Annotated in this window: 22 protein-coding genes and 2 riboswitches; of the genes, 8 read left to right on the top strand and 14 right to left on the bottom strand. The window is 73.7% G+C overall.

Going from position 1 to position 22,715, the window contains the following annotated elements; translation table 11 throughout:
- Positions 1-75 precede the first annotated feature (75 nt).
- The gene (locus ACFWIA_RS17100) at positions 76-645 is read right to left on the bottom strand and encodes a TetR/AcrR family transcriptional regulator (RefSeq protein WP_387005377.1); all 570 of its coding nucleotides are present in this window, start codon (positions 643-645) and stop codon (positions 76-78) included.
- Positions 646-735: 90 nt separating this feature from the next.
- Here ACFWIA_RS17100 and ACFWIA_RS17095 point away from each other — a divergent pair, with 90 nt between their 5' ends.
- On the top strand, positions 736-2,616 hold the full coding sequence (locus ACFWIA_RS17095) for an ABC transporter ATP-binding protein (RefSeq protein WP_387005375.1): 1,881 nt from the start codon (positions 736-738) through the stop codon (positions 2,614-2,616).
- A gap of 74 nt (positions 2,617-2,690) precedes the next feature.
- Here the strand turns inward: ACFWIA_RS17095 and ACFWIA_RS17090 are convergent, their stop codons facing one another.
- The 7 genes from ACFWIA_RS17090 to ACFWIA_RS17060 all read right to left on the bottom strand — a co-directional run bounded on the left by ACFWIA_RS17090 (position 2,691) and on the right by ACFWIA_RS17060 (position 8,530).
- A complete protein-coding gene (locus ACFWIA_RS17090; RefSeq protein ID WP_387005542.1) occupies positions 2,691-3,398 on the bottom strand; it encodes a (2Fe-2S)-binding protein in 708 nt (235 codons plus the stop codon).
- A 53-nt stretch (positions 3,399-3,451) separates the two neighbouring features.
- Positions 3,452-4,300, bottom strand: a complete 849-nt coding sequence (locus ACFWIA_RS17085) for an ABC transporter ATP-binding protein (protein WP_387005372.1) — start codon at positions 4,298-4,300, stop codon at positions 3,452-3,454.
- Entirely contained in the window at positions 4,297-5,298 is a 1,002-nt protein-coding gene (locus tag ACFWIA_RS17080; protein WP_387005540.1) for a FecCD family ABC transporter permease, read from the bottom strand. The genes ACFWIA_RS17085 and ACFWIA_RS17080 overlap by 4 nt, the downstream gene beginning before the upstream one ends.
- Before the next feature lie 113 nt (positions 5,299-5,411).
- Positions 5,412-6,392, bottom strand: a complete 981-nt coding sequence (locus tag ACFWIA_RS17075) for an ABC transporter substrate-binding protein (RefSeq protein ID WP_387005369.1) — start codon at positions 6,390-6,392, stop codon at positions 5,412-5,414.
- 59 nt (positions 6,393-6,451) lie between these two features.
- Entirely contained in the window at positions 6,452-6,841 is a 390-nt protein-coding gene (locus ACFWIA_RS17070) for a (2Fe-2S) ferredoxin domain-containing protein (protein ID WP_387005366.1), read from the bottom strand.
- A gap of 60 nt (positions 6,842-6,901) precedes the next feature.
- Positions 6,902-7,029, bottom strand: a riboswitch (cobalamin riboswitch).
- A gap of 147 nt (positions 7,030-7,176) precedes the next feature.
- Entirely contained in the window at positions 7,177-7,812 is a 636-nt protein-coding gene (locus ACFWIA_RS17065; RefSeq protein ID WP_385753506.1) for a sigma-70 family RNA polymerase sigma factor, read from the bottom strand.
- A gap of 61 nt (positions 7,813-7,873) precedes the next feature.
- Entirely contained in the window at positions 7,874-8,530 is a 657-nt protein-coding gene (locus ACFWIA_RS17060) for a hypothetical protein (protein ID WP_387005363.1), read from the bottom strand.
- A 191-nt stretch (positions 8,531-8,721) separates the two neighbouring features.
- On the opposite strand from ACFWIA_RS17060, the gene ACFWIA_RS17055 reads away from it, so the two are divergent.
- On the top strand, positions 8,722-9,750 hold the full coding sequence (locus tag ACFWIA_RS17055) for a ferric reductase-like transmembrane domain-containing protein (protein WP_387005360.1): 1,029 nt from the start codon (positions 8,722-8,724) through the stop codon (positions 9,748-9,750).
- Between the two features lie 30 nt (positions 9,751-9,780).
- Here ACFWIA_RS17055 and ACFWIA_RS17050 read toward each other — a convergent pair whose 3' ends face one another.
- Complete coding sequence (locus ACFWIA_RS17050) at positions 9,781-10,296, bottom strand: DUF4430 domain-containing protein (RefSeq protein ID WP_387005358.1); 516 nt, start codon at positions 10,294-10,296, stop codon at positions 9,781-9,783.
- A 162-nt stretch (positions 10,297-10,458) separates the two neighbouring features.
- Positions 10,459-10,531, bottom strand: a riboswitch (cobalamin riboswitch).
- 276 nt (positions 10,532-10,807) lie between these two features.
- Between ACFWIA_RS17050 and ACFWIA_RS17045 the strand changes: the two genes are divergently transcribed.
- From ACFWIA_RS17045 to ACFWIA_RS17035, 3 genes are all read left to right on the top strand, one after another.
- Positions 10,808-11,605 (top strand): alcohol dehydrogenase catalytic domain-containing protein, encoded by a 798-nt coding sequence (locus ACFWIA_RS17045; RefSeq protein ID WP_387005355.1) that lies wholly within the window; start codon positions 10,808-10,810, stop codon positions 11,603-11,605.
- Between the two features lie 204 nt (positions 11,606-11,809).
- Positions 11,810-13,195 (top strand): rhodanese-like domain-containing protein, encoded by a 1,386-nt coding sequence (locus tag ACFWIA_RS17040; protein WP_387005352.1) that lies wholly within the window; start codon positions 11,810-11,812, stop codon positions 13,193-13,195.
- Positions 13,188-13,943, top strand: coding sequence for a sulfite exporter TauE/SafE family protein (locus ACFWIA_RS17035; RefSeq protein WP_387005349.1), 756 nt, complete (start codon positions 13,188-13,190; stop codon positions 13,941-13,943). The genes ACFWIA_RS17040 and ACFWIA_RS17035 overlap by 8 nt, the downstream gene beginning before the upstream one ends.
- A 44-nt stretch (positions 13,944-13,987) precedes the next feature.
- Here ACFWIA_RS17035 and ACFWIA_RS17030 read toward each other — a convergent pair whose 3' ends face one another.
- Complete coding sequence (locus tag ACFWIA_RS17030) at positions 13,988-14,269, bottom strand: metal-sensitive transcriptional regulator (RefSeq protein ID WP_385494482.1); 282 nt, start codon at positions 14,267-14,269, stop codon at positions 13,988-13,990.
- A gap of 102 nt (positions 14,270-14,371) precedes the next feature.
- On the opposite strand from ACFWIA_RS17030, the gene ACFWIA_RS17025 reads away from it, so the two are divergent.
- Entirely contained in the window at positions 14,372-14,956 is a 585-nt protein-coding gene (locus ACFWIA_RS17025) for a rhodanese-like domain-containing protein (RefSeq protein ID WP_387005346.1), read from the top strand.
- A gap of 475 nt (positions 14,957-15,431) precedes the next feature.
- On the opposite strand, the gene ACFWIA_RS17020 is transcribed toward ACFWIA_RS17025, so the two are convergent.
- The 3 genes from ACFWIA_RS17020 to ACFWIA_RS17010 are packed head-to-tail and all read right to left on the bottom strand — an operon-like array spanning position 15,432 to position 19,100.
- Positions 15,432-17,747, bottom strand: a complete 2,316-nt coding sequence (locus tag ACFWIA_RS17020) for an FtsX-like permease family protein (protein ID WP_387005343.1) — start codon at positions 17,745-17,747, stop codon at positions 15,432-15,434.
- 4 nt (positions 17,748-17,751) lie between these two features.
- Positions 17,752-18,594 (bottom strand): ABC transporter ATP-binding protein, encoded by an 843-nt coding sequence (locus tag ACFWIA_RS17015; protein ID WP_387005340.1) that lies wholly within the window; start codon positions 18,592-18,594, stop codon positions 17,752-17,754.
- Positions 18,591-19,100, bottom strand: coding sequence for a PadR family transcriptional regulator (locus ACFWIA_RS17010; RefSeq protein ID WP_387005338.1), 510 nt, complete (start codon positions 19,098-19,100; stop codon positions 18,591-18,593). Before ACFWIA_RS17010 ends, ACFWIA_RS17015 begins: the two co-directional genes overlap by 4 nt.
- 201 nt (positions 19,101-19,301) lie before the next feature.
- Between ACFWIA_RS17010 and ACFWIA_RS17005 the strand changes: the two genes are divergently transcribed.
- A complete protein-coding gene (locus ACFWIA_RS17005) occupies positions 19,302-20,591 on the top strand; it encodes an ABC transporter substrate-binding protein (RefSeq protein ID WP_387005335.1) in 1,290 nt (429 codons plus the stop codon).
- A gap of 266 nt (positions 20,592-20,857) precedes the next feature.
- The gene (locus ACFWIA_RS17000; protein WP_387005333.1) at positions 20,858-21,586 is read left to right on the top strand and encodes a hypothetical protein; all 729 of its coding nucleotides are present in this window, start codon (positions 20,858-20,860) and stop codon (positions 21,584-21,586) included.
- A gap of 57 nt (positions 21,587-21,643) precedes the next feature.
- On the opposite strand, the gene ACFWIA_RS16995 is transcribed toward ACFWIA_RS17000, so the two are convergent.
- Positions 21,644-22,645 (bottom strand): ABC transporter substrate-binding protein, encoded by a 1,002-nt coding sequence (locus ACFWIA_RS16995; protein WP_387005330.1) that lies wholly within the window; start codon positions 22,643-22,645, stop codon positions 21,644-21,646.
- Positions 22,646-22,715: the final 70 nt, after the last annotated feature.

Here is a 22,715-nt window from a genome sequence, read left to right as displayed (position 1 = left end):
GACACTTCCGACAGTTTCCCAAAGTATTTTTGCAGAATTTCTTTGGCAGAATTTCGGCGCCCGGCCCGGGTGGGCCTACTCGGCGCGGACCGCCTTGGTGAGCGTGGTCAGGCAGGCGGTCAGGGAGTCGTGCTTGGTGGCGCCGTGGTCGCGGACGTAGGTCCAGGCCGTGTACAGGGTCGCCCACAGCAACTGCTCGATCCAGGCGTCGGTGAGCCGGTCGTCCAGGGCCTTCTCCGCCCGGCCGCGCGCGAGCAGTGCACGCAGGGCCACGTCCGTCGCCGACTCCGGCTCCCCGTCCTGCTCGTCCTCCCAGCCCGGGCTCACCAGCATCACGATGTCCCCGAGGGCGAACAGTTCGTGGACGAAGCGACGCAGGGCGTCCAGCGGAGGGCCCTCGCCGGTCCGCGCCTGCCGGGTGGCCTCGTCGATCTGCTCGGACGCGTAGGCGGAGAGCGCGGCGAGGAGGGCGGCGCGGTCCGCGAAGTAGCGCTGGAGCGTGCTGCGGGCCACTCCGGCGGCTTCGGCCACCTGGCTCAACGGTGCGGAGCGGTCCTCGCTGAGGACGGTGACGGCGGCATCGAGGATCGCCCGGCGAGTTCGTGACCGGGTGCGGGACTCCTCCGGAGGCATCTGTTTCAGCACGGGGTCAGTGTATCGGTGTAGGTAATCAGTTGCCGGATATCGCTATGCCGTGCTCTTATCTGGGGCATGGATGACCGATTTAATGAACCGGTGACCTCCCCGGCCACCTCCCCGACCACGGAAGGACCCGCACCCGCCCGGGCAGTCCCGAAGGGCGCGGGCTTCGCCCGGCTACGGATCCTGGGGAGCTTCGCCCGCCCGCACCGCCGCCGTCTCGCCCTCGGGCTGCTCCTCGCTCTGCTGGGCTCGGCGATGGAACTCGCCACCCCGATGACCACCAAACTGGTGCTCGACTCGCTGGGCGGCGACATCCGACTCGCCTGGCCGATCACCGTGCTGCTCGGCCTCCTCGTCCTGGGCGCGGTCGTGGGGTTGTGGCAGACGATCCTGCTCGGCACCGTCGCCGAACGGATCGTGCTGGACGCCCGCGAGTCCGTCGTCCGCCGCTACTTCCGCGCCGCCCTGCTCCCGCTCAGCGCGCGCCCCACCGGGGAACTCACCACCCGCGTCACCTCCGACACCGTGCTGCTGCGCGAGGCCGCCTCCTCCAGCATCGTCGGCCTGATCAACGGCGCGGTGCTCATGGTGGGCACCCTCGTGCTGATGGGCGTGCTCGACCTGGTGCTGCTCTCGGTCACGGTCGGTGCCGTCGTCCTGATCGCCGTCGTCTTCCTGCTGCTGATGCCGAAGATCGCCACCGAGCAGGAGAAGGCGCAGGCGGCCCTCGGCAGCATGGGCGGGGCGCTCGAAGGCGCGTTGCGCGCCCTGCGGACCGTCAAGGCGGCCCGCGCCGAGGACCGCGTCGCCGAACGCATCCTCGGCCACGCCCGGACGGCCGCCGCACACGGCGTCAACTCCGTGCGGCGCGAGGCGGTCGCCTGGTCCGTCGCCTACGGCGGCATCCAACTCGCGCTGATCGGCATCCTCGGCTTCGGCGCCTGGCGGGTCTCCAACGGGAGCCTGGAGGTCTCCAGCCTGATCGCCTTCCTCCTCTACACCTTCGGACTCATGGGACCGGTCACCGAACTCTCCGGCCACGTGACCGCGCTCCAGTCGGGCATCGCCGCCGCCGCGCGCATCCGCGAGGTCGAGGACGTCCCCCTCGAACGCCGTGCGGACCGGGTGCCCGACACGCGCCGCCCGGACGCCACCGCCGGCGCGGCGGTCCCCGTACGCCCGGAGGGAGACGGCGAGCGCCCGCTGATCGAACTCCGCGGGATCACCGCCCGCTACGCGCCCGGCGCGCAACCCGCCGTGCGCGAGGTGGACCTCGACATCCCGGCCCGCGGCCACACCGCGATCGTCGGCCCCTCCGGCGCCGGCAAGACGACCCTGCTCTCGTTGCTGCTGCGCTTCGTCCACCCCGAACACGGCCGACTCCGGCTCGACGGCACCGACTACGCGGACCTGCCGGTGGCCGACATCCGCCGCCGCTTCGCCTACGTGGAGCAGGACACCCCGCTCGTTCCCGGTTCGGTGCGCGACAACATGCTGCTCGCCCACCCGGACGCCACGGAGGACGAGTTGTACCGCGCCCTGGACGAGGTGCGGCTCGGTGACCACGTCCGCGCGCTGCCCGAAGGGCTCGACACCGAGCTGAGTCCGACCTCGCTCTCCGGCGGCCAGCGCCAACGCGTCGCCCTCGCCCGGGCCCTGCTGCACGCGCCGGACGTCCTGCTCCTGGACGAGGCCACCGCCCAGATCGACGCCCTGACGGAGGCCGCCATCACCGAACACGTCCGTGCCCACGCGGACCGCGCGGCCGTGCTGTCCATAGCCCACCGGCTGTCCACGGTGGTCGGCGCCGACCGGATCGTCGTGATGGAGGAGGGCGGGGTCCGCGCGGTCGGCACCCATCGGGAACTCCTGCGCAGCGACCGCCTCTACCGGGACCTCGTCGAGGCGCTGCACATGTCCGGGCCCGCAACCGCCGAGCCGTCCGTGGAGTACGCGGGCCGCGCCGGGCAGTGACCCCGGCGGGCCGCCCGCGGGCCGAACGGCGACCGGGAGCGGTCAGACCGAGGGGGAGGGCGGGCGCCTCGGGGTCAGGGCTGTTCCGCCAGACCGCAGTCCCCGCACTTCGCCCCTGTCGGGGCCCGGTAGTACAGACAACAACTGCGTCGCCGGAACGTCAGGTCCGGGCCGGTGACCGAGCCCGTACCGGCGAGGCGGCCCGTGCCCAGCAGCCGGTCCACCAGGGGCTCCACCCGCCCGCGGGCATCCGGCCGGGCGGCCAGGACGGCCCGCCCCGCCTCGACCAGCGCGGAGGCGGTGTTCCCGTCCAGGAGCCGGGGGGACACCTTGACGGGGAGCCCGGCGCGCAACGCGTCCAGCCGCCGGGTCACCACCGTGTCGTACAGCTCGTCCACGAGTCGGGGGACCCGGGCCGCGTACCGCCCGCTGGCCCGCGGCAGCCGCAGCGCCGGTCCTTCGTCGGCGCGTTGCAGACGGCACAGGTCGGGGACGACGCCGTGCAGGACCGTGCACGCGAGGAGCGGTGACCACAGCCGGGCCGCCTGGCCGAGCTGGGTGATCGACGCGGCGACCCGCGGCTCCTCGCTGCGGTGGCGGGCCGTGGTCGCCGCGATCAGATCGGGCACGCCGCGCGCGTACGCCTCCCCGAGGGAGTGCCAGCCGGTGTCGGGCCCGCCCACCCGCACCGAGAAGAAGCCGCCGAGTTCCGCCACGTCGCGCAGGGCCGCGGCGACCTCGGCCGGCGGGGCGGTCGCGTCGCTCGGGTCGACGGGGTCCACGGCGTCCGGGTGGGCGTCCGCGCGGTGGTGCCCGACCGGGTGCCGGGGGTCCGTCACGGGCACAACGCCCGCGTCGGACCGTCGTCCCCGGTCACCAGGGTGATGTGCGGGACCCCGGTGACCGGATGCGCGTCGACCTCGGCCTCCACCCGGTACACCTCGGACAGCAACTCACGGGTGAGGACCTCCGCCGGCGGGCCGAGCGCCACGACCCGACCGGCCGCGAGCACGCAGAGCCGGTCGCAGAAGGCGGCGGCGAGGTTCAGGTCGTGCAGGGCGACGACCGTGGTGACGCCGAGTTGCCGCACCAGCCGCAGCACGTCCAGCTGGTGGCGCAGGTCCAGGTGGTTGGTCGGCTCGTCCAGCACCATCGTGCCGGCCTGCTGGGCGAGGGCGCGGGCGATCAGGACGCGCTGCTTCTCCCCACCGGACAGCCGGTTGAAGGGGGCCGCCGCGAGCCCGTCCACGTCGAGGCGGGCCAGTGCCGAGGCGATCACGGCCCGGTCGTCGGCGTCATCGCCGGCGAAGGCCCGTTTGTGCGGGGTGCGCCCCATCGCCACCACGTCGTACACGGTGAGTTCGAAGTCCCCCGCGCTCTCCTGGAGCACGGCGGCCAGCTGCCTCGCCAGTCGCTTGCCGGGCAGTCGCCACACGTCCTCGCCGTCCAGCAGCACCCGCCCCGAGGTGGGCCGCAGCGTGCGGTACACCGTGCGCAACAGGGTGGACTTCCCCGCGCCGTTGGGCCCCGCGAGTCCGACCACCTCACCCGGCGCCACCTGGAGGGACACCCCGGTGACCAGGGCCCGGCCGCCCACGGCGACCGTCACCTCCTCGATGTCCAGTGCGCCGGGCGCGGCCGTGCCGGGCAGCTGCGCCCCGTCCTTCGTCAGCGGCGCCGTCATGACGTCCTCCGTCGCATCAGCCACAGGAAGAAGGGGCCGCCGACCAGCGCGGTGAGGATGCCGACCGGGACCTCCTCGGGGCTCATCAGGGTCCGTGCCGCGAGGTCCGCGGCGATGAGGAACGCCGCGCCCAGCAGCGCGGCGGCGGGCAGCGCCCGACGGTGGTCGGCGCCCACCAGCAGCCGCACGACGTGCGGCATGATGAGGCCGACGAAGCCGATCTGTCCGCTGACCGCGACGATGGTGCCGATCATCAGGGCGACGACGGTGAACATGGCCGCGCGGAAGCGGTGCACGTCGAGCCCGAGCGCGGTCGCCGCCTCCTCGCCGGCCAGCAGCAGGTTCAACGGGCGGCTCACCCCGAGCAGCACCGCCGTGCCGGCGAGCACCACCACGGCCGGTATCCACAGCATCGACCAGGTGGTCCCGGCGAGCCCGCCGAGCATCCAGCGCAGCGCCGACTGCGTCTTGTGCGGATCGTTGGAGGTGACGATCAGGAAGCTGGCGAGCGCCGACAGCACCTCGGCCGTGGCGACGCCCGCGAGCACCAGGCGGATGGTGGTCATCCGACCGCCCGACCGGGCGAGGAAGTACACGGCGATCAGCGCGGCGAGCGCCCCGCAGAACGCCGCCAGCGGCAGGGTCACCAGGCCGAACGCCGTCAGGTTGAACACCAGGACGCTCACCGCGCCGACCGAGGCGCCCGAGGAGACCCCGAGCAGCATCGGATCGGCCAGCGGGTTGCGGACCAGGGCCTGGAGCGCGGTTCCGGCGACGGCGAGTCCGGCGCCGACCACCGCGCACAGCAGGACGCGCGGCAGCCGCACGTCCATGACGATCGTCTCCCGCACCGGGGTCCAGGTCATCTCGGCGAGTCCCGGGTGCACCCGGTGCAGCAGGATGCTCCACACCTGGCCCGCGGGGACGTTGACCGAGCCGACGGCGATGCCCGCCGTCCCCGCCACCGCCACCAGGGCGGCCAGCAGGACGAGGACCAGCGCGTACGGCGGTTTGGCCCGACCCGTCCGGACCTCCCGGGGGTCGGGCGACGGGGCCGGGTCCCGTGGGGTGGTGTGCAGCGCACCGGCCCCGGCCGCCCGGGGCGCGCCGGTCACTGGAAGCGGTCCGGGTGCAGCTGACGGGCGAGGTCCGACACCCCGGCCGGCACCCGGACGCCGAGCACCGTCGAGGACAGCGGCAGCACCGCGAACCGCTTGTTCTTGATCGCCGGGACGTCCTTCAACGCGGGGTGCGCGAGCAGGAACTTCTTCTTGTCGGCGACGGTCTTGTCCCCGTAGTCGTAGATGACGATGGCCTCCGGTGCCCGCTCGGCGACCTGCTCGAACGAGACGTCGCCGAACTGCTTGTCCAGGTCGTCGAACTGGTTCCGGCCGCCCGCCTCCTTGATCATCTCGTTGCCGATGCCGGCACCACCCGCGGTGAACGCCGTCTTGTCGCCGCTGTCGTAGACGAACACCTCGACCGGGTCGACGCCCTTCAGTTGGCCCTCGACACCGCTCAGCTTCGTGCGGACCTTCTTGACCTCGCGTTCGGCGCGGTCCTTCACCCCGAAGATCTTTCCGATCGAGCGGAGTTCCGTCTCGATCTGATCCATCGTCACCGGTCCCTCGGGGCACTCCTCCACATTCAGGTAGGAGTTGACGCCCGCCTTGGTCAGCGCGGCGCGGCTGCGGCCCTCCTGCTCGTCGAAGGTGCTCGCGAACCCCGCGTAGGCGAAGTCGGGTTCGGCGGCGAGCAGCGCCTCGAAGGACGGGTACTCGTCCGCGAGGACCTTGATGCCCCGGTAGGCGTCCGCGTACTCGGGCAGGATCTTGTCGTCCAAGTAGGCGGTGCCCACCATGGACTTCTCCAGCCCGAGCGCCAACAGCACCTCGGTGGCGTGCTGGTTCAGGGAGACCGCCCGCTGCGGGGGACGCTGGTACGTCGTCTTCACCCCGCAGTTGGTGACGGTGACCGGGAAGCCCTCGGGCGCGGAGGCCGCGCCGTCGGTCTTCTCGTCGGTGCCACCGCCACCGCAGCCCGCTATCAGGAAGGCGGCTGCGGCGAACAGGGCGACGGAGCGTCTGGCCATGGTGTGGTCGGTCCTCTCACCACGGACGGCACGGCGCCGCCCGCGGTCGGTTCGTTGGTTCAGCCCGTCGTGTCGGACTGCGCGGTACGGACCCGCCGCGGCGGGGTGAAGACGTAGAGGTCGAGGACGTCCGGCGGTGCGGCGACGCCCGGGCCGCCGGCGCGGACCCAGGAGACGATGTCCTCGGTGGCGGCGGAGTCATTGACGAGGCCGAGCCAGACGGGGCGAGCCCCGGCCGCGCGGCCGGCGGCCGACGGGCGGACGACGATCACATTGGCTTGATCGCAGACGTCCAGGCATGCGGCGATCGTCACCGAGGTCGCCTCGCGCAGCCGCGCCACCTGCGCGGAGTGATCGACTCCGATCACCTTCGCGCTGCCGCAGCAGCAGTCCCGGCACACCACGACCCGGCACGGCACCGGATCGTCGGCCAGCGGCCCTTCGGGCATCCCGACTCACGCTCCCCTCTGGGGAGATCCGCCCCAGTTCTGTCGAGGAGGCGACCGCGTGAGTCTCCTGGCTCTCGGGTCACCGCTCGCCCCGCCCTTCCCACCCGCATAGGGGCAGTGGGCCGTTCGGGGTTCGCTCGCCGATCACAGTGGCGGGACCGCACCGGATTCGCACCGGTTTCCTCGTTCCGCCGTCGCCTTTCCGCGTCATCATGACAGACCCGGTGCCCGGAACCCATGCCTGGGGCACGGTTGCTGCGCAGGTCACACGGCCGGAACGGGGAACGGGCCGGTCCCGGTGCGCGCGGCGGGTACCGCCCGCACCGGGAGGACGGTCAGGCCGCCACGAGGGCGGGGGCCCCGCTCGGCTGCTCCAGCCAGCTGGCGGCCAGGTCCCGACGGGCACGTGCCACCCGGGAGCGGATGGTGCCCACCGGGCAGTCGAGGGCCTCCGCCGCCTCCGCGTAGGACAGGCCGAGGAGCCGGGTCAGGGCGAACGCCTGGCGCCGTCCGGGTTCCAGCGAGTCGAGCGCGTCCATGAAGGCCACCGACTCCTCGAAGCCGGGGAGGTGCCGGGGCTGCGCGCGCTCCGCGGCGGTCAGCCAGTCGGCGCTGTCGGCGATCCTGGGCCGTGCGGAGGCCCGGCGCAGCCGGTCCACGACGACCCGGCGGGCGATCGCCAGCAACCAGGTGCGTGCACAGGACCGTCCGGCGAATCCGCTGAGGCTGGTCAGCGCGCGCAGAAAGGTTTCCTGGGCCAGATCCTCCGAACCCGGTACATCGGTGGTCAGATGGGCGACGAACCGCCGTACGTCGTCATAGGTGGCGTGGACGAAGAGTTCGGCGGCGCGTTGGTCGCCGAGGCCGGCGGCCAGTGCCCAGGTGGTGATCTCCGCGTCGCGGTGTGCGTGCCGGGCGGCGGCAGCGCCGCTGCGGGTGGATCGTGCGCCTTCTCCAGGTGAATAAGGCATGACAAATCGCCCTTCGCGTCCGGGACTTAACCCGTCAAAGGTGAAATAAGTGGACAAAACCTCAGGACGCGAAAGGAGGGGGCCCTCGTCGGGGAGCCGCGCGCAACAGGGCGAGCGGAGACGGCAGGCGGTCGGACGCGCGACGCTCGACCGGGGCGGGAGTCGCTGCCGGCAGGACCTGTGCCCCGCACAGGGCGGCCACGGCGAACCGCAGCAGACCCCCGAGGAACAGCGCGAGCGCCCGGCCGAGTTGGGCGAGCGAGCGCTCCCCCCGCCAGAGCCACCAGCCGCACACCGCACCCGCGAGCACGTGCGCGCTGGCCATGCCCGAGGTGACCGAGGAGAGGTCGAATAGGCCGCGCAGGGAACGGAAGAGGGCGAGCGCGGCGCTCCCGGCCAGGCCGGTGCCGTCCACGGTGACGGGGCGCGGATGGGCCGTGTGGACCCCGTGCGCCGTGCCGCCCGGTCCGTGGGTCAGGCCGAACAGCGCGTGCAGCATGATCTGGGCCCCGGCGCTCGCCCCGATCACCGCACCCGCGGACCGTTCCCGGCGGGTCAGTCGCCAGGCGAGCAGTGACACCGGGGGAATCGCGACCAGGTAGCCCTGGAACGAGGGCGAGACCCCCGACGCCAGGGCGTGGCCGAGCCCGGACACCACGACGCACACGGCGACGAGGATCGTCGTGTGCGTGAGGCGGAGTGCGGTTCCGGCTCCCATGAGAGTCATGGTGCCAGTGGGATACGGGTCCCGGGTAAGGGCTTTGACCGGACAGTTGGCGCGATCGCCCCCGTTTGTGGACACCGTGTGTCGTGACCCATGTCACTACGTCCTCCGGGGAACTTTCCGCCCTCCGCGTCCGACTACGTGTGCGACCGGCCCCACCCGGTCCTGCACGACCTCATTGACACGTGACAGAAGCGGAGCCGCCCGCCGTGAACCCCACAAACGACCGTGCTGTGCCCGGTTCCGAGTCCTCGCCCGCCGTAGGCACGCCCCCCGGACCTCCGGGCGTGTCGACGGCGCCGCCGCGCCCCCGGGTGACCCTCCGCGGTGACCTGCGGGCGGGTGTCCTCGACGGCTCCCTCGCCCTCCTCGTCACCGGCGCCGTCTTCGTGCTGCTCTACGTCCGGATCGAGGCCGAAACCTCGTCCACGCTCACCGTGATGCCGTTCATGGCCGACGCGGGTGCCTTCTGGATGTACTTCCTCAGTCAGGCGTTCGGCTGGTCCGCGCTGCTGTGGGCCTGGGGCACGGTGGTCCTCGGGCTGCTGCTGTCCGGTCCCCGCCCGAGCTGGCTGCCCCTGTCCGGCCCCCGCCTCGAACGGCTCCACCGCACCACGAGCATCAACACCATCGCGCTGATCACCGCTCACGCACTGCTGTTCGCCGCGGAGTTGATCCGGCACGACACCGATTCCTGGTACGCCAGCACCGCCACGGCCTTCGTCGAGGCGTTCGTCCCCGGCGGTTACGCATCGGGAACCGGCCGGATCGCGATCCCCGTCGGTCAGGCCGCGCTCTACCTCGCGATCCCCCTCGGCCTGCTCTTCTACTTCCGTCACCGCATCGGCGCCAGGACCTGGCGGGTCATGCACCGCTTCGTCCTCGTGGTGTACGTCCTCAGCGTCTGGCACACCCTGCTGTACGGCACGAACGTGTGGTACGACGGCTGGTTCCGCACCACGGTGTGGCTGCTCCAACTCCCCGTCGCCGCCCTGTTCCTGGCGCGACTGATGCGTCCGGCCCGGCGTTCCCAGCGGCTCGCGGCCCCCGGTGCCCGGTCGGGGGCCAAGGCCGTCTGGACGCTGCGGCTGGGCGGGCGGCTGGCCGTGGTCGCCGTCCTGGGCGTGCTCGTGGCCGTACTGGTCACGGGCCGGGACGGCGGACGCACCGAGCCGCCCGCCGACACCACGTCCAGCCACACCGAACACGGCTGATTCCGGGGCCGCTCCGGGGGCGGCGGAGGGTTACAGGGCGGTCCAGGTGAACGCCACCCGGTCCCCGGCGTGGATTCTGAACTGGCAGCCGCCGACGGGGGTCGACGTTCCGTTCACGGAGATGTTCCAGTAGGCGGTCGCGCCCGCGTCGACGTTCTTGATGGACTGCACGAAGTAGTCCTCGAACGACGGGTACCAGGTGCCGTCCCAGGCGAACCCGCGCTTGCGGGCCGCGTCGTCGAGGGCGGCCGTCGGCGTGGGCACCGCACTGGGGTGGGCGCCGCCGTTCGTGCCGTCGCAGCGCTGGGTGCCGCCGGTGGCCGGGGTGACGTCGTGGCCCTTCGTGCGGATCTTGCCCCGGAACAGCACCCCGTCGGGCCCGCGCACGGTCAGCGTGACCTTCACCGGGGTGTTGGTTCCGGCGGCCGTTAGGGTGCTCCCCGCGGCGGGCGCGGCGCCGGGGGCGGCCAGCGCGGGGGCGCCGGTGAGGACGAGACCGAGCAGGGCCGCGGCGACGGCGGTGCGACGGAACAGGTGGTGACGCATGGGGCCTCCTGGCGGATACGGGCCCACGGGGTGAAGGGCCCCGCCCGTCCCCTGCGTTCGGCCGCCCGTCCGTGTCCTCACGGACGGGGCACCCGGTGCGCGGGACGCCAGGGCTCCACCTCCGCAGACCATGACAGAGGGAAGCGGTGTGCGGGGAACCCCGGGCGCTCCGACTCGCGGCACCGCAGTGCCGCACACGGTTGCAGGTCAGCGCCGGATTCCCACCGGCTTCCCCCGGACGTCCCCCATGTCGTTGTGGTGTCCGGCGGCCCGCGCCGAACAGGGGCATCGTACGGCGGCCGGGCCCCCCGGGTCCGGTGATCGGGAGGTTCCGTCGCGGCGCGCGGTCACCGCCGCGATCGTGCGCCGCGACGGGTGGGGCGCAGGGGGTCAGAGGTGCTCGGCGGTGCACGAGGGGCGTCGGAGCTTCTCGGTCTGGCGTGCTGCCGTGCGACGTCGCACGGATGGCCCCGTACCGGCACTCCGCGCACGATGGAAGCGGGAGGCCGTCATGAAAGCTGCCGTGGTCCGCGCGTTCCGTGAGCCCCTGGTCATCGAGGACCGGCCCGACCCCGCCCCGGGCCCGGGGCAGGTGTTGATCGCCGTCGAGGCATCGGGCCTGTGCCACACCGACATCCACGCGGCGCACGGCGGGTACGCCGAGAAGATGCTCGCCTGGGCCGACTTCGCGCGCCCGGTGCCGGACGGCGTCGACCCCCGCGACGCGGCACCCCTGACCTGCGCGGGAGTGACCACGTACAAGGCGCTCAAGGTCGGCGGGGTGCGGCCCGCCCAGCTGGTCGCGATCTCGGGGGTGGGCGGGCTCGGCCACCTCGCGGTGCAGTACGCCAAGATCGCCGGGGCCACCGTCGCGGCGATCGACGTCACCGACGAGAAGCTCGCCCTCGCCCGTTCCCTCGGCGCGGACATCCTCGTCAACGCCGCCACCGAGGACCCGGCGGAGGTGCTGCGCGCCCACGGGGGTGCGCACATCGGGCTCGCCCTCGCCGTGAACGAGGCCGCGTTCGGTGCGCTGAACGCGGGACTGCGGCGGGGCGGACGCCTGGTGATGGTCGCCATGCCCGCGGGCGGAACGATCAAGGTGCCGATCTTCGAGACGGTACTGGGCGGCACCGCCGTGCTCGGGTCGATCGTCGGAACCCGGCAGGACCTGGACGAGGTCTTCCGGCTGCACGCGGCGGGGCGCACCCGGGTCATCCGCGAGACGAGGCCCCTGGAGTCGGTGAACGACTCCATCGCCCAGGTGCTGGCGGGGGACGTACGGGCGAGGATCGTCTTCACCTTCTGACCGGCCGGGCGAGGAACGGGCCCGCACCCCGCCGGTGCCCTGTTTCGCGTCCCCACCCCTCCCATCAGCGGTCCTTCCGGCCGTCCTGGCTCCCCGCGCGCTGTCCCGAGCCGGCCGCTCCGGGGTCGTTTTATACCCCCCAGGGTATTTGTTAGGGTGCAGGTATGGATACCCCGGGGGGTACAGCGAGAGGAGTGTGCAGCCGTGTTCTTCGTCGACACCCTGGAGTTCGAGGGCCTGGGCAACCGCAGCTATCTGGCGGGCGGCCCGGACGCGGCGGTGGCCGTCGACCCGCCGCGTGACATCGACCGGGTCATCGCCGCGGCGGCGCGCCGGGGCGTACGGATCGCCCACGTCGTGGAGACGCACCTGCACAACGACTACGTGACCGGAGGCCTGGAGTTGGCCCGGGTCAGCGGGGCGCACTACCTGGTGCCGGCCGCCGCGTCGGTCTCCTTCGCCCGCACGCCCGTCAGCGACGGCGACACCGTCCGGGTGGACGAGGGCCTGACGCTCCGGGCCGTCGCCACCCCCGGCCACACCCCCCACCACACCTCGTACGTACTGGTCGAGCAGGGGCGAGACGTCGCGGCGTTCACCGGCGGCTCGCTCCTCATCGGCGGGGTCGGCCGTCCCGACCTGGTGGAACCCCGCCTCACGGTGGAGCTGGCACGGGCGCAGCACGCCTCCGCCCACCGACTCGCGGACACCCTCGCCGATGACGTTCCGGTGCTGCCCACCCACGGCTTCGGAAGCTTCTGCTCCTCGGGCCCCGGCGGCGGCTCGGCCTCCACCATCGGCACCGAACGCCTCGTCAACGCCGCACTGACCCAGGACGCCGACACCTTCGTCGCCGAACTCCTGGCCGGTCTGGAGGACGTCCCCGCTTACTACGCGCACATGGGCCCGGCGAACGCCGCAGGCCCCGCCCCCGTGGACCTGACCCCGCCGCGCCCCGCCGACGCGGACGAGATAGCCGCCCGGCTCGCCGCGGGGGAGTGGGTGGTCGACCTGCGCGGCCGGGTCGCCTTCGCCCGCGGTCACGTCGCCGGCACGCTGAACTTCGAGGGCGACGGCCAACTCGCCACCTACCTGGCCTGGTTGATCCCGTGGGGCAAGCCCGTCACCCTGCTCGCCGAGACGCCGGAGCAGATCGCCGCCGCCCAGCGGGAACTGGTCAGGGTCGGTGTGGACCGGCCCGCCGCCGCGGCGACCGGCGACCCCCGGACCTGGGTGCGCGAGGGCGACTCCCTGACCGCCTTCCGGCGCGCCACGTTCGCCGAACTGGCCGCGGCGCGCGCCGAAGACGCCGCGGGGGCCGACCCGGTGGTCCTCGATGTCCGACGGGACTCCGAGCGCGCGGCGGGTGCCGTCACCGGATCGGTCCACATCCCCCTCCACGAGCTGCGCGGCCGGCTGGCCGAGGTGCCGCCGGGCGTGGTGTGGGTGCACTGCGCGGGCGGGATGCGAGCCGCGATCGCGGCATCCCTGCTCGACGCCGCGGGGCGCACGGTCGTCGCTGTCGACGACGGGTTCGACGCGGCGGTGCGGGCCTCGCTCACCGGGACGGACGCGTCCCGCGGTGAGTGAACTGATCCTCGCCCTGCTCGCCGGAGGCACCGTCGGGATCACCCTCGGAGCCCTCGGCGCGGGCGGTGGCATCATCGCCGTTCCCGCGCTGGTCTACCTGCTCGGCTTCACCCCCGCCGAGGCGACCACCGCCAGCCTGCTCATCGTCTCCGTCACCTCGCTGACCGCCCTGTACGCGCATGCGCGGACCGGTGCCGTCCAGTGGCGCGGCGGGCTTCTCCTCGCCGCGGCCGGAGTGCTTCCGGCGGCGATCGCGGGCGTGCTCGCGGCGCGGGTGCCCGCCGCCCTGCTGACGGCCGCCTTCGGACTGGTCGCCGGGCTCGCCGGGCTGCGGATGCTGCGCCCGGCACCGCCCGCCACCGCTCCAGCCACCGCCACCGCCGTGCAGCCGGTAAAGGCGGTCTCCGCGGGCGCCGGGCTGGGTGCGCTGACCGGGCTGCTCGGAGTCGGCGGGGGATTCCTCGCGGTGCCGGCACTGACGGGGGTGCTGGCCTTCCGGATCCGTGCCGCCGTCGCGACGAGCCTGCTGGTCGTCTCCGTGAACGCGCTGGTCGCGCTCGCCGCCCGCGGGGGCACGGCGACGGGGGTCGACTGGGCGGTCGTGGGACCCTTCGCGGCAGCGGCCGTGCTCGGTGCGTGGGACGGGAAGCGGCTCGGGGCGAAGCTGCCGGACGCGGTGCTGCACCGGGTGTTCGCGGGCGTGCTGCTCGCGGTCGCCGTGCTGATGCTCGTGGACGCGGCCCGATGACCCCCGCCGGGCGGCCTCCCGGCCGCCGTCGCCGGGCGCCGGAGCTAAGCCAGGGACAGGAACAGCTTCTCCAGCCGGGCCCGCATCCGCTCCCGGTCCTCCGGGGCGGACATGTTCTCGTCGGTCAGGCAGTGTTCGAGGCCCGTGGCGATGATCGCGAACCCGGCCCGGTCCAGGGCCCGGGACGCGGCGGCGAGCTGGGTGACCACATCGGCGCAGTCCCGGCCCTCCTCGATCATCTTGATCACTCCCGTGATCTGGCCCTGAGCCCGGCGCAGCCGGTTGACCACGGTCTTCAATTCCTCGGCCGCCAAAGCCAGTTCCACGACAGACTCCGTTCGATATACCCCTATGGGTATTCTACCGGAGGGGCGCGGCACACCGGAATCACCACCACCCCAGTACCACCGATGGAAGGACACGACACCGTGACGACATCCCCCGCACTCACCCCCGAGCAGGCCGCCCAGCGGCTCGGTGCGCTCACCGTGATCGACGTGCGCACCCCCGGCGAGTACGCGTCGGGCCACCTCCCGTACGCCCTCAACATCCCCCTCGACGACCTGCGCGCCGCCCTGCCCGACCTCCGGGACGCCGCGGACCGGGGCGACCTGCTCGTGGTCTGCGCCTCGGGGAACCGCTCCGTGCAGGCGTGCACCACGCTCGCCGAGGAGGGCGTGGCCGCCGCGACGCTCACCGGTGGCACCACCGAGTGGGCCCGTCTCGGGTACGACCTCGACCGGCCGGAGGACGGCCGCGCGGTCTGGGCGATGGAACGCCAGGTCCGACTCGCCGCCGGCACGCTGGTCCTCGCCGGACTGCTGGCCGGGCGCCGCTGGTCCGGGGCGCGCTGGGCCTCCGCGGGGATCGCCGGCGGGCTGGTGTTCTCGGCCGTCACCAACACCTGCGGGATGGCCAAGGTCCTGTCCCGGCTGCCGCACAACCGCTCCCGCGCCTGTGACCTGGACTCCGCCCGCGCGACGCTGCGCACCCGCACCGCGCCCGCGGAGTAGTCCCGGACCCCGGGCGGGGGGCGCCCGGACCTCGGGGTACGCGGTCCGCCCGGACCCCGGCACCTCGTAGAGCCCGTCGCCCGGACGGGACCGTCCCACAGCCGGGCCGGTTCCACGGCGGTGACGTTCCGGGTGCCCAGGGTCGGCAGGACCTTGCCCACGTAGTCGAGGAACCGGCCGTGCGGCCCGACGACGAGGATCTCCTCGGGGCGGAAGCGCCCGTTGTCCGAGCCAGGTCACCCGGTGCGGGCCCACCGCGGACATACCGGTGCCGGGCCCGCCCTGGATCGCGTCGGCGCAGCGCCTCCTCGCCGGGGGCGCTGGGTCGGGCCCGGCGCCAGGCGACGGCGGCCGGACTCGTCCAGCGGACCACCACCGGGTCCTGGGTGTCGACGTGCAGCACGACGAGCGCTTCCCCCTCCAACCGGTACGCACCGGCAGTCAGGAGGCGGCGGCCCCGTGGGGACGGGCGGGATCACCCCGGCGCCGCCGTGGGGTCGGGTGCCCGGCGGCGTTGCGCACGCACCGCGGGCACCAGGGCCAGCGCGACCGCCGCCAGCACCGGGCCGGCCGCCGCGAGCGCCAGCGAGGGCACCTCGGGCAGCGCGGCGATGCCGGCGCCCACCCCGCTGCCGTGGCCCTCCGCGTCGATCAGCGGCCGGGCGACCAGCAGCCCCAGGGCGGTGCCGACGGTCGTCGCCGCGACCGCGGTCACCGCGCAGTGCGTGACGATCACCCCCACCAGTTGACGTGGCGTCAGGCCCAGTGCGCGCAGTGCGGGCAGCTCACGGCCGTGGTGCCGGGCGGCGGCGCTCGCCGACCCCGCCAGCTCCACCACCGCGACCAGCCCGAGGACACCGATCAGCCCGCCCAGCACCCCGGTGACCCACTCGGCCGGTGCCGGGGCGGACGGCGCCCGTCGGACGTCGGCGCCGGGCAGGGCCGCCCGCAGGGAGCGGGCCACCGCGTCCGGGTCGGCGCCGGGGTGCAGCAGCACCGCGTACGACTGCGGGGCGCCCGCGGTGCCGCCCGCCCGCAGGGTGTCCAGGGTGGTGGTGATGACCTGTCCGTTGTGCTCCGGCTCGATGGAACGGCCCACGACGTGCAGGATGTGCGGGGTCCCGCCGACGGTGAGCCGCACCCAGTCACCGACCCCGGTGCCCGTCGCGTCGAGCAGGCCCTGTCCGGCCACGGCCTCGTGGGCCGCGCGCGGGGCCCGGCCCTCCACCGTCACGAACGGGTAGGCGTGGGCCGCGGTACCGAGCCCGCGCAGGGTCACCGAACGGGTCTGGCCGGGGATCAGGGCCGTGACCTCCGCCGCCGGGTACACGGCCCGCACCCGGGAGTCGTCCGCGATCCGGGCCACCTGCCCGGGCACCGGGCCCGCCGCGCCCGGCCGGACGGTCAACGGGGGCGTCGGGTTCATCTGCCCACCGCTGCCGCTGCGCAGCGCCTCCAGCGTCGAGAGCGCGGCCAGCGCCACGGTGATCAGCATGAGCGGCACCGCGAGCCGCACCACCGACCCGGTGAACCGCGCGCCGCGGTGCGTCGCCCCGCGCCAGCCGAGCACCAGGTGCGGCGGCACGCCCCAGCGCAGTGCGCGGCGGGCCGACCGCGACATGCGGCGTGCCCGCGGCCGGGCCGCGCGGGCCATCGGGCTCGGCGGGACCCGGGCCGCCCGCCACGCGGAGAACGCGGTCGCCGCCGCGATCACCCCCACCGTGACCGCGCCGATCGCCCCCGCCCCCGGCACGGAACCCGGGAGGCCCACCCCGTACGAGACCGCCTCGCCGAGCGGTCCCGGCACCCGTGAGCCCACCGCACGCACCAGGAGGCCCCCGAGCACCACCCCCACCAGGGCCAGCGCCGCGTGCTGGGCGACGAACATCACCGCGACCTGACGCGGCGTCATGCCGATGACCTTCAACACCGCGATGTCCCGGACCTGCCCCCTGATCCGGCCACTGACCCCGCCGGTCACCGCGAGCGCCGCCGCCACCAGCGAACCGACGCCGAACCCCCGGAGCAGCCGCCCCGACAGCCGGTGTTCCGCCGCCGCCGCGGCCCGCGCCTCCCGCCAGGTGGAGACGCGCACCACGTGTTCCGGGCCCGCCACGGCCACCGCCTGCTGCACCACGAAGTCGGTGTCCGTGGCGTCGCCGAGCCGCAGGCCCACCGTCCGCCCGGGTGCGCCCCCCGCGGCGTAGCGGGCCGCCGTGCCCGCCGCCGTCCACGCCGTGCCCGGGCGCTGCGCCCGGGCCTCGCCGGTGTACCCCGCCTCCGACGAGGTCATGACCCCGACGACCCGCAGCACGCCCGGCGGCGCGCCCGCGGCCCGTATCCGGAGGTCGTCACCGGGGCGCGCCCACAACGCCTCGGCGGTGGCCCGGTCGAGCACCGCCTCACCTGGCGCACCGGACAACCACCGTCCGACGAGGAACCGTCGTTCCCGTCCGGTCGGTCCGTCGGGTCGCACCGACCGCAGTTCGAGAGCGGCCCGCGCCGTGGCGCTCCGTGCCGTCACCGGGATGGTGCCGTAGGGGCCGGACATGCTCTCCACCCCGGGGAGGTCCGACAGCGGACGGGTGTCGGCACCGGGACCGAGCCGCAACCAGACGTGGTTGCCCCGGGTCTGGGTGAACACCTGCTGCCAGGGGCTCGCCGCGAACTGGAGGAGCGCCGCCGACAGCAGCAGTGCCGCCATCACCCCCGCCGTCGCCAGCGTCAGCGTCGCCGCCCGGCCCCGGTGGGTGCGCAGATCGGCCCACGCCCAGCGTCCCAGGGCCCGCACCGGCTCACTCCGCCAGTTCGACGAGTCCGGCGGCGCGGGCGCCGGGCCCGGGGTCGTCGCCGAGTCGGATCTCGTCGACGATCCGACCGTCGCTGAGGGTGAGCACCCGCTCGGCGGCGCTCGCCACCCGTGCGTCATGGGTGACCAGGACGATCGTCTGACCCGCCGCGTGGAACTCGGTGAGCAGCCGCACCACCTCACGGGTGCCCCGGCTGTCGAGACTGCCGGTGGGCTCGTCCGCGAGCAGCAGGTCGGGCCGGTTGACCAGGGCGCGGGCGAGGGCGACGCGTTGCTGCTCACCGCCCGACAGATCGCCCGGCAGGGCGTCCTCCCGGCCGGTGAGGCCCAACTCGCCCAGCAACTCCCGCACGGCCGCGCGACCCGTACGGGAACCGCGTCCGGCGAGCAGGGCGGGCATCTCCACGTTGTCCGCCACGGTGAGCGTGGAGACCAGGTTGAAGAACTGGAAGACGATCCCCAGACGTCGGCGGCGCAACACCGCCCAGCGGGCCTCGCTCAGGGCGTCGACCCGCCGCCCGGCGAGCCGGATCGTGCCGCCGTCAGGACGTTCGAGACCGGCGAGCAGCCGCAGGAGCGTCGACTTGCCGGCGCCCGAGGTCCCGGTGATCGCGACGAACTCCCCGGGCGCCACGTCGAGATCGACCCCGCGGACCGCGTGCACCGCACCCGCCTCGCCGGCATGGGACTTGGACAGGCCCCGCACGCTCAGCAGCGGCGGTGCCCCGGCCCCGGACGCCCCGTCCGCGTCATCGGACCCGGCCGCTGCGACGCCGCTCCCGGTCGACCTCCCGTCATCAGGGCCTGCGCCGGGGACCGTGACGCTCATTCGAGTTCCTCCTGACAGCGTTCCAGCCAGTCGAGGTCGGCCTGGAGGTGCAGCGACGCCCCCTCGATCAGGAGCCGGGCGATGCGCTGCTCCGGGCCCTGCTCCGCGCGCTCCAGCCGGGACAGGGCGCGCATCAGGGTGAGGTAGTGCCGTCGCTGCCGGTGGATCAACGCGATCTGGTCGGCGGTACCGGTCAGATGGGCGAGGGCCAGCTTCATGAAGAAGTCGTCGCGCACGCGCGGGGCTTCGGAAGGGTTCTCGTACCAGAGGTCCACCGCTTCCCGGCCGGCCACGGTGATCTCGTAGATCTTCTTGTCCGGCCGGTCCGGCTGGCTCACGTGCTTCCCCTCGATGAGCCCCGCCTGTTCCAACCTGCCGAGCGTCACGTAGATCTGCCCGATGTTCGGCTGAGGGTACGCCGCGCCGAGGAGTTTCTCCAGGGCCTGTTTGAGCTCGTAACCGTGGGCGGGACCACCGGCGAGCAGCGCCAGCAGATGTAGACGCACGGTGCCAGGTCCCTCCTAGGCGAGTGGGGCGGACGCACTGCCGGGGCCGCCGGGTCGCTCCGGCACCCGCGCGCCCGGACCGTGGCCGACCGGTGGGTGGCGCGTCGATTCCGCAGGTATACATGATGCCTGGTGCGGCACCGGTGGGAACGTACCGGTTGCGGGGGGTTCCCGCGGTCGGACCGGGGGAGGGCGGAAACGATGCGCGGTGGTGCCGTCGGCGGGCGCGCGGCCCGGATCTGCGGCGTCCTGCTGGTGACCCTGCTGGTGCTGACCGCGGCCACGGCCTCCGGAGCGCCCCGGGGCGGCCCCGCCGAGGCGTCCGGTGGACGCGGCCCGTTGACCCTGGTCACCGGCCGGGACCTCACCGGCTACCTCCACGAGGTCCTCGCCGACTGGAACCGCGCCCGCCCCGCCGAGCGGGTCGCACTCGTCGAACTCCCGGAGGCCGCCGACGAGGTGCACGCCCAGCTGCGGGACAGCCTGCGCTCGGGCAGCGCCCGCTACGACGTCCTCAACATCGACGTGGCGTGGACGGCGGAGTTCGCGGGCAACGGCTGGATCGCCCCCGTGGACCGCGCCCGGGTTCCCGACTCCGCGCTGCTGCCCTCGGTCCTCGACACCGTCACCTACCGGGGCCGCCGCTACGCCGTCCCGTACGTCACCAACGCGGCCCTGCTGTACTACCGCAAGGACGTCCTCGACCGGGAGGGCCTGGAACCGCCCCGCACCTGGGACGAACTGGCCCGGCAGGCGTCGACCCTGTCCCGGAAGTACCGCATGCACGGGTACGCCGGTCAACTCCTCGCCTACGAGGGCCTGACCGTCAACGTCACCGAGGCGATCCAGTCGGCGGGCGGCTCGCTCACCGGTCCTGACGGCGAGGTCACCGTGGACACTCCGGCCGCGCTCGCCGGCCTGCGGTTCCTCACCGAAGGGCTGCGGGCGGGCTGGATACCCGAAGCGGCGCTCGGCTACAAGGAGGAGAGCTCGCGACAGGCGTTCCAGGCGGGTGAGTTGCTGTTCCTGCGCAACTGGCCCTATGTGCACACCCTGTCGTCCGCACCCGGCTCGCCGGTCGCGGGCAAGGTCGGCGTGGTGCCCCTGCCGGGACCCCACGGCATCGGCCAGGGAGTGCTCGGCGGCTCGAACCTCGCGGTCAACGCCCGTTCCCCGCACCCGCGTTCCGCCGCCGACCTGCTCACCTACCTGCTGAGCGAGGACGTCCAGCGGCGGGTGCTCACCGAGGGCGCCCTGCCGCCGGTGCGGGCTTCGCTGTACACCGACCCCGCCCTGGTGCGGCGCTACCCCTACCTGCCCGTGCTCGCCCGCAGCGTCGCCTCCTCCCGGGTACGGATGAAGAGCGTCCGCTACGAACAGGTCAGCCTGGCGATCGCCGCCGTCACCCACGGGGCGCTGACCGGACGGGTCGCTCCCGAGGACGCCCTGCGGCGACTCGACCGCGAGGTACGGGACATCCTGCTGAAGTAGATGCATGTTAGGTAAAGATCGGGGTTGGAAGACGCCACGTCCAGACCCCGACACCCGACGCCCACCTGCGAACCCTTGCCCAACGATCCCCATCCTGCCGAAGGTTCGCCGTTCGCGCGGCTGGTCCGGGGCCCGGGGCCGGCGCATGACACGGCAACCGTCGGGTACCTAACACGTAGGTAGGGAGCTTTGCGGTGGTCACGGGTGCCCCGTGCACCCCGGACGCCCCCGGTCCCGCGCGCGGAGCCCGAACGGAGGACGCCTTGTTGACCATCGACCCACCCCGCGTCACCGCCCCGCCCCGTCCGAGACCGCTGCCCCGGCCCCCACGGGCCAGCGCGGGCCCCCGCGTGGTGATCATCTCGCCGGACGTCGGCGCCAGCGTCGAATGGGCCAGACGGCTGCACCGCGCCGGGCCGCCCCGGTTCATCGTCCGCCGCTGGGGCGACCAACGCGGCTACGAGTACCTGCACCGGGCCCCCGGCGTCCTCGCCCTGCTGGACACCCCGCGACACGAGTCAGGCGACGAACTCGTGCAACGCGTAAGGTCGTTGCGTCTCCTGGCACCCGTCGCGGTGGCCACGGCCCACCGTGTCGACAGTGCGGCGCTGCTCGCCGCCGGAGCGGTCAACGTGCTGCGCCGGGACAGCGCCGAGACCGCGATCGCCGCGCGCATCGAAGCGGACCTGCGCTGGTTGCGACGCGACCTGGGACCGGACCCGGCCCGGCGCGAACCGTTGCGGCCCTACCGGAGCCAATCGCTGCTCATGGAGATCCTGTTGGAGGTGCGTTCCCCGTTGTGCTGCCACGACATGCGCTGGCTGCTGGGGGACACCGCCCGCCCCATGAGCCTGCGGGCCCTGCGCGCACGGGTGGAGCGGCTCGCGCCCCACCTGGCCCGGCACGGGCTGGAGTGTCGCCGCCAGGTGCGGTGGGGTGCCGACACGCTCACCGTGCGACCGGTCGGGCGCCGGGCGGCCCCGTTGTCGGCGTGAGGTGCGCCGCGGGGCCGGCCGGCGCCCCGGTCGGCGCAGGTGCACGGGGAGCAGCCGTCAGGAGGCGGCTGCCGCCAGCGCCGGGCCGAGCCGGTCCAACAGCTCTTCGGTGACCGCCGGGTTGGGACCGAGCAGCATCATCGCCTCGTTGAGGTCCAGGAAGTGCAGATCGCGGTCCTTCACCAAGGCGAGGTCCGCCACCAGGGGACGCTTCGTGAACTCGGCCCGCTCGTCGTCCCCGTAGACGCCGAAGAACGCCACGTCCGCCGTGTCCAACAGATCGAGCCGTTCGGGTGCGATCGGCGCCCCGCCGCCGGCGGCGACCTTCAGCGCCGCGAGTTCCTTCGGCAGCGCCATCCCCAGCTCACCGAAGAAGGTGGCCGTGGGGCCGCCCCGGGCGACCACCGCGTAGACCGTGCCGCTGTACTGCTGGCCGAAGGCGTACCGCTTCCCCTTGAGCCCCGGGTGCTTCCGGGCGAACGTGGTCAGAGCCTCCCGTGACGAGTCGATCAGCTTCTCCGCCTTCTCCTTCTCGCCGAGCGCCGCGCCGATGAGCCTGGTCAGGTCGTCGCCCGAGTCGTGCAGCAGCTGCTTCTTGTACGAGACCACGGGAGCGATCGCGGACAGCTTCGCGTACGCGGTGCCGAAGGCCGGCTGCGCGGTGGTCATCAGGATGAGGTCGGGATCGAGCGCGGCGATCTTCTCCAGATTCGGGTTCAGCGAATCCAGCGTGATGACGTCCTTCGGGTAGGCGGGGGACACGCCCGGCCAGTTCCCGTCCGGAGCGGCGGTGTTGCGGGCGACGCCGACCACGGGGGCGTCCAGTGCCGCGGCTATCTGGGCGTCCGCGAAACCGAGCGCGATCACCCGCTGGGGCTTGCTGGGGACGGTCGCCTTGCCCTGGGCGTGCGTCACCGTCACCGGGAACCCCCCGTCGGACGCCGGGGCGCCGGTCGCGTCGGCGCGGCCGGACCCGTCGCCCTCACCGCAGCCGGTGATGACGACCGCGGCCACGGCGGCGAGCGCAACGGCGCGGACCCTACGGAGACGTCTGAGCATGGTGGACCTCAATTCGTGCGTGTGCGTGTGGAGTTGATGGAGGGGGAAGAGGGGAGGCAGGAGGAGGGCG

This window comes from Streptomyces sp. NPDC127068 (assembly GCF_042724695.1).
In the GTDB taxonomy this organism is placed as follows: domain Bacteria; phylum Actinomycetota; class Actinomycetes; order Streptomycetales; family Streptomycetaceae; genus Streptomyces.
This window is presented reverse-complemented; position numbering and strand designations above follow the sequence as displayed.

Coding starts and splice junctions, on each gene's coding strand:
- ACFWIA_RS17085 (WP_387005372.1), bottom strand. CDS start 4,300: ATGACGGCGCCGCTGACGAAGGACGGGGCGCAGCTGCCCGGCACGGCC.
- ACFWIA_RS17075 (WP_387005369.1), bottom strand. CDS start 6,392: ATGGCCAGACGCTCCGTCGCCCTGTTCGCCGCAGCCGCCTTCCTGATA.
- ACFWIA_RS17070 (WP_387005366.1), bottom strand. CDS start 6,841: ATGCCCGAAGGGCCGCTGGCCGACGATCCGGTGCCGTGCCGGGTCGTG.
- ACFWIA_RS17065 (WP_385753506.1), bottom strand. CDS start 7,812: ATGCCTTATTCACCTGGAGAAGGCGCACGATCCACCCGCAGCGGCGCT.
- ACFWIA_RS17060 (WP_387005363.1), bottom strand. CDS start 8,530: ATGGGAGCCGGAACCGCACTCCGCCTCACGCACACGACGATCCTCGTC.
- ACFWIA_RS17050 (WP_387005358.1), bottom strand. CDS start 10,296: ATGCGTCACCACCTGTTCCGTCGCACCGCCGTCGCCGCGGCCCTGCTC.
- ACFWIA_RS17045 (WP_387005355.1), top strand. CDS start 10,808: ATGAAAGCTGCCGTGGTCCGCGCGTTCCGTGAGCCCCTGGTCATCGAG.
- ACFWIA_RS17015 (WP_387005340.1), bottom strand. CDS start 18,594: ATGAGCGTCACGGTCCCCGGCGCAGGCCCTGATGACGGGAGGTCGACC.
- ACFWIA_RS17005 (WP_387005335.1), top strand. CDS start 19,302: ATGCGCGGTGGTGCCGTCGGCGGGCGCGCGGCCCGGATCTGCGGCGTC.
- ACFWIA_RS16995 (WP_387005330.1), bottom strand. CDS start 22,645: ATGCTCAGACGTCTCCGTAGGGTCCGCGCCGTTGCGCTCGCCGCCGTG.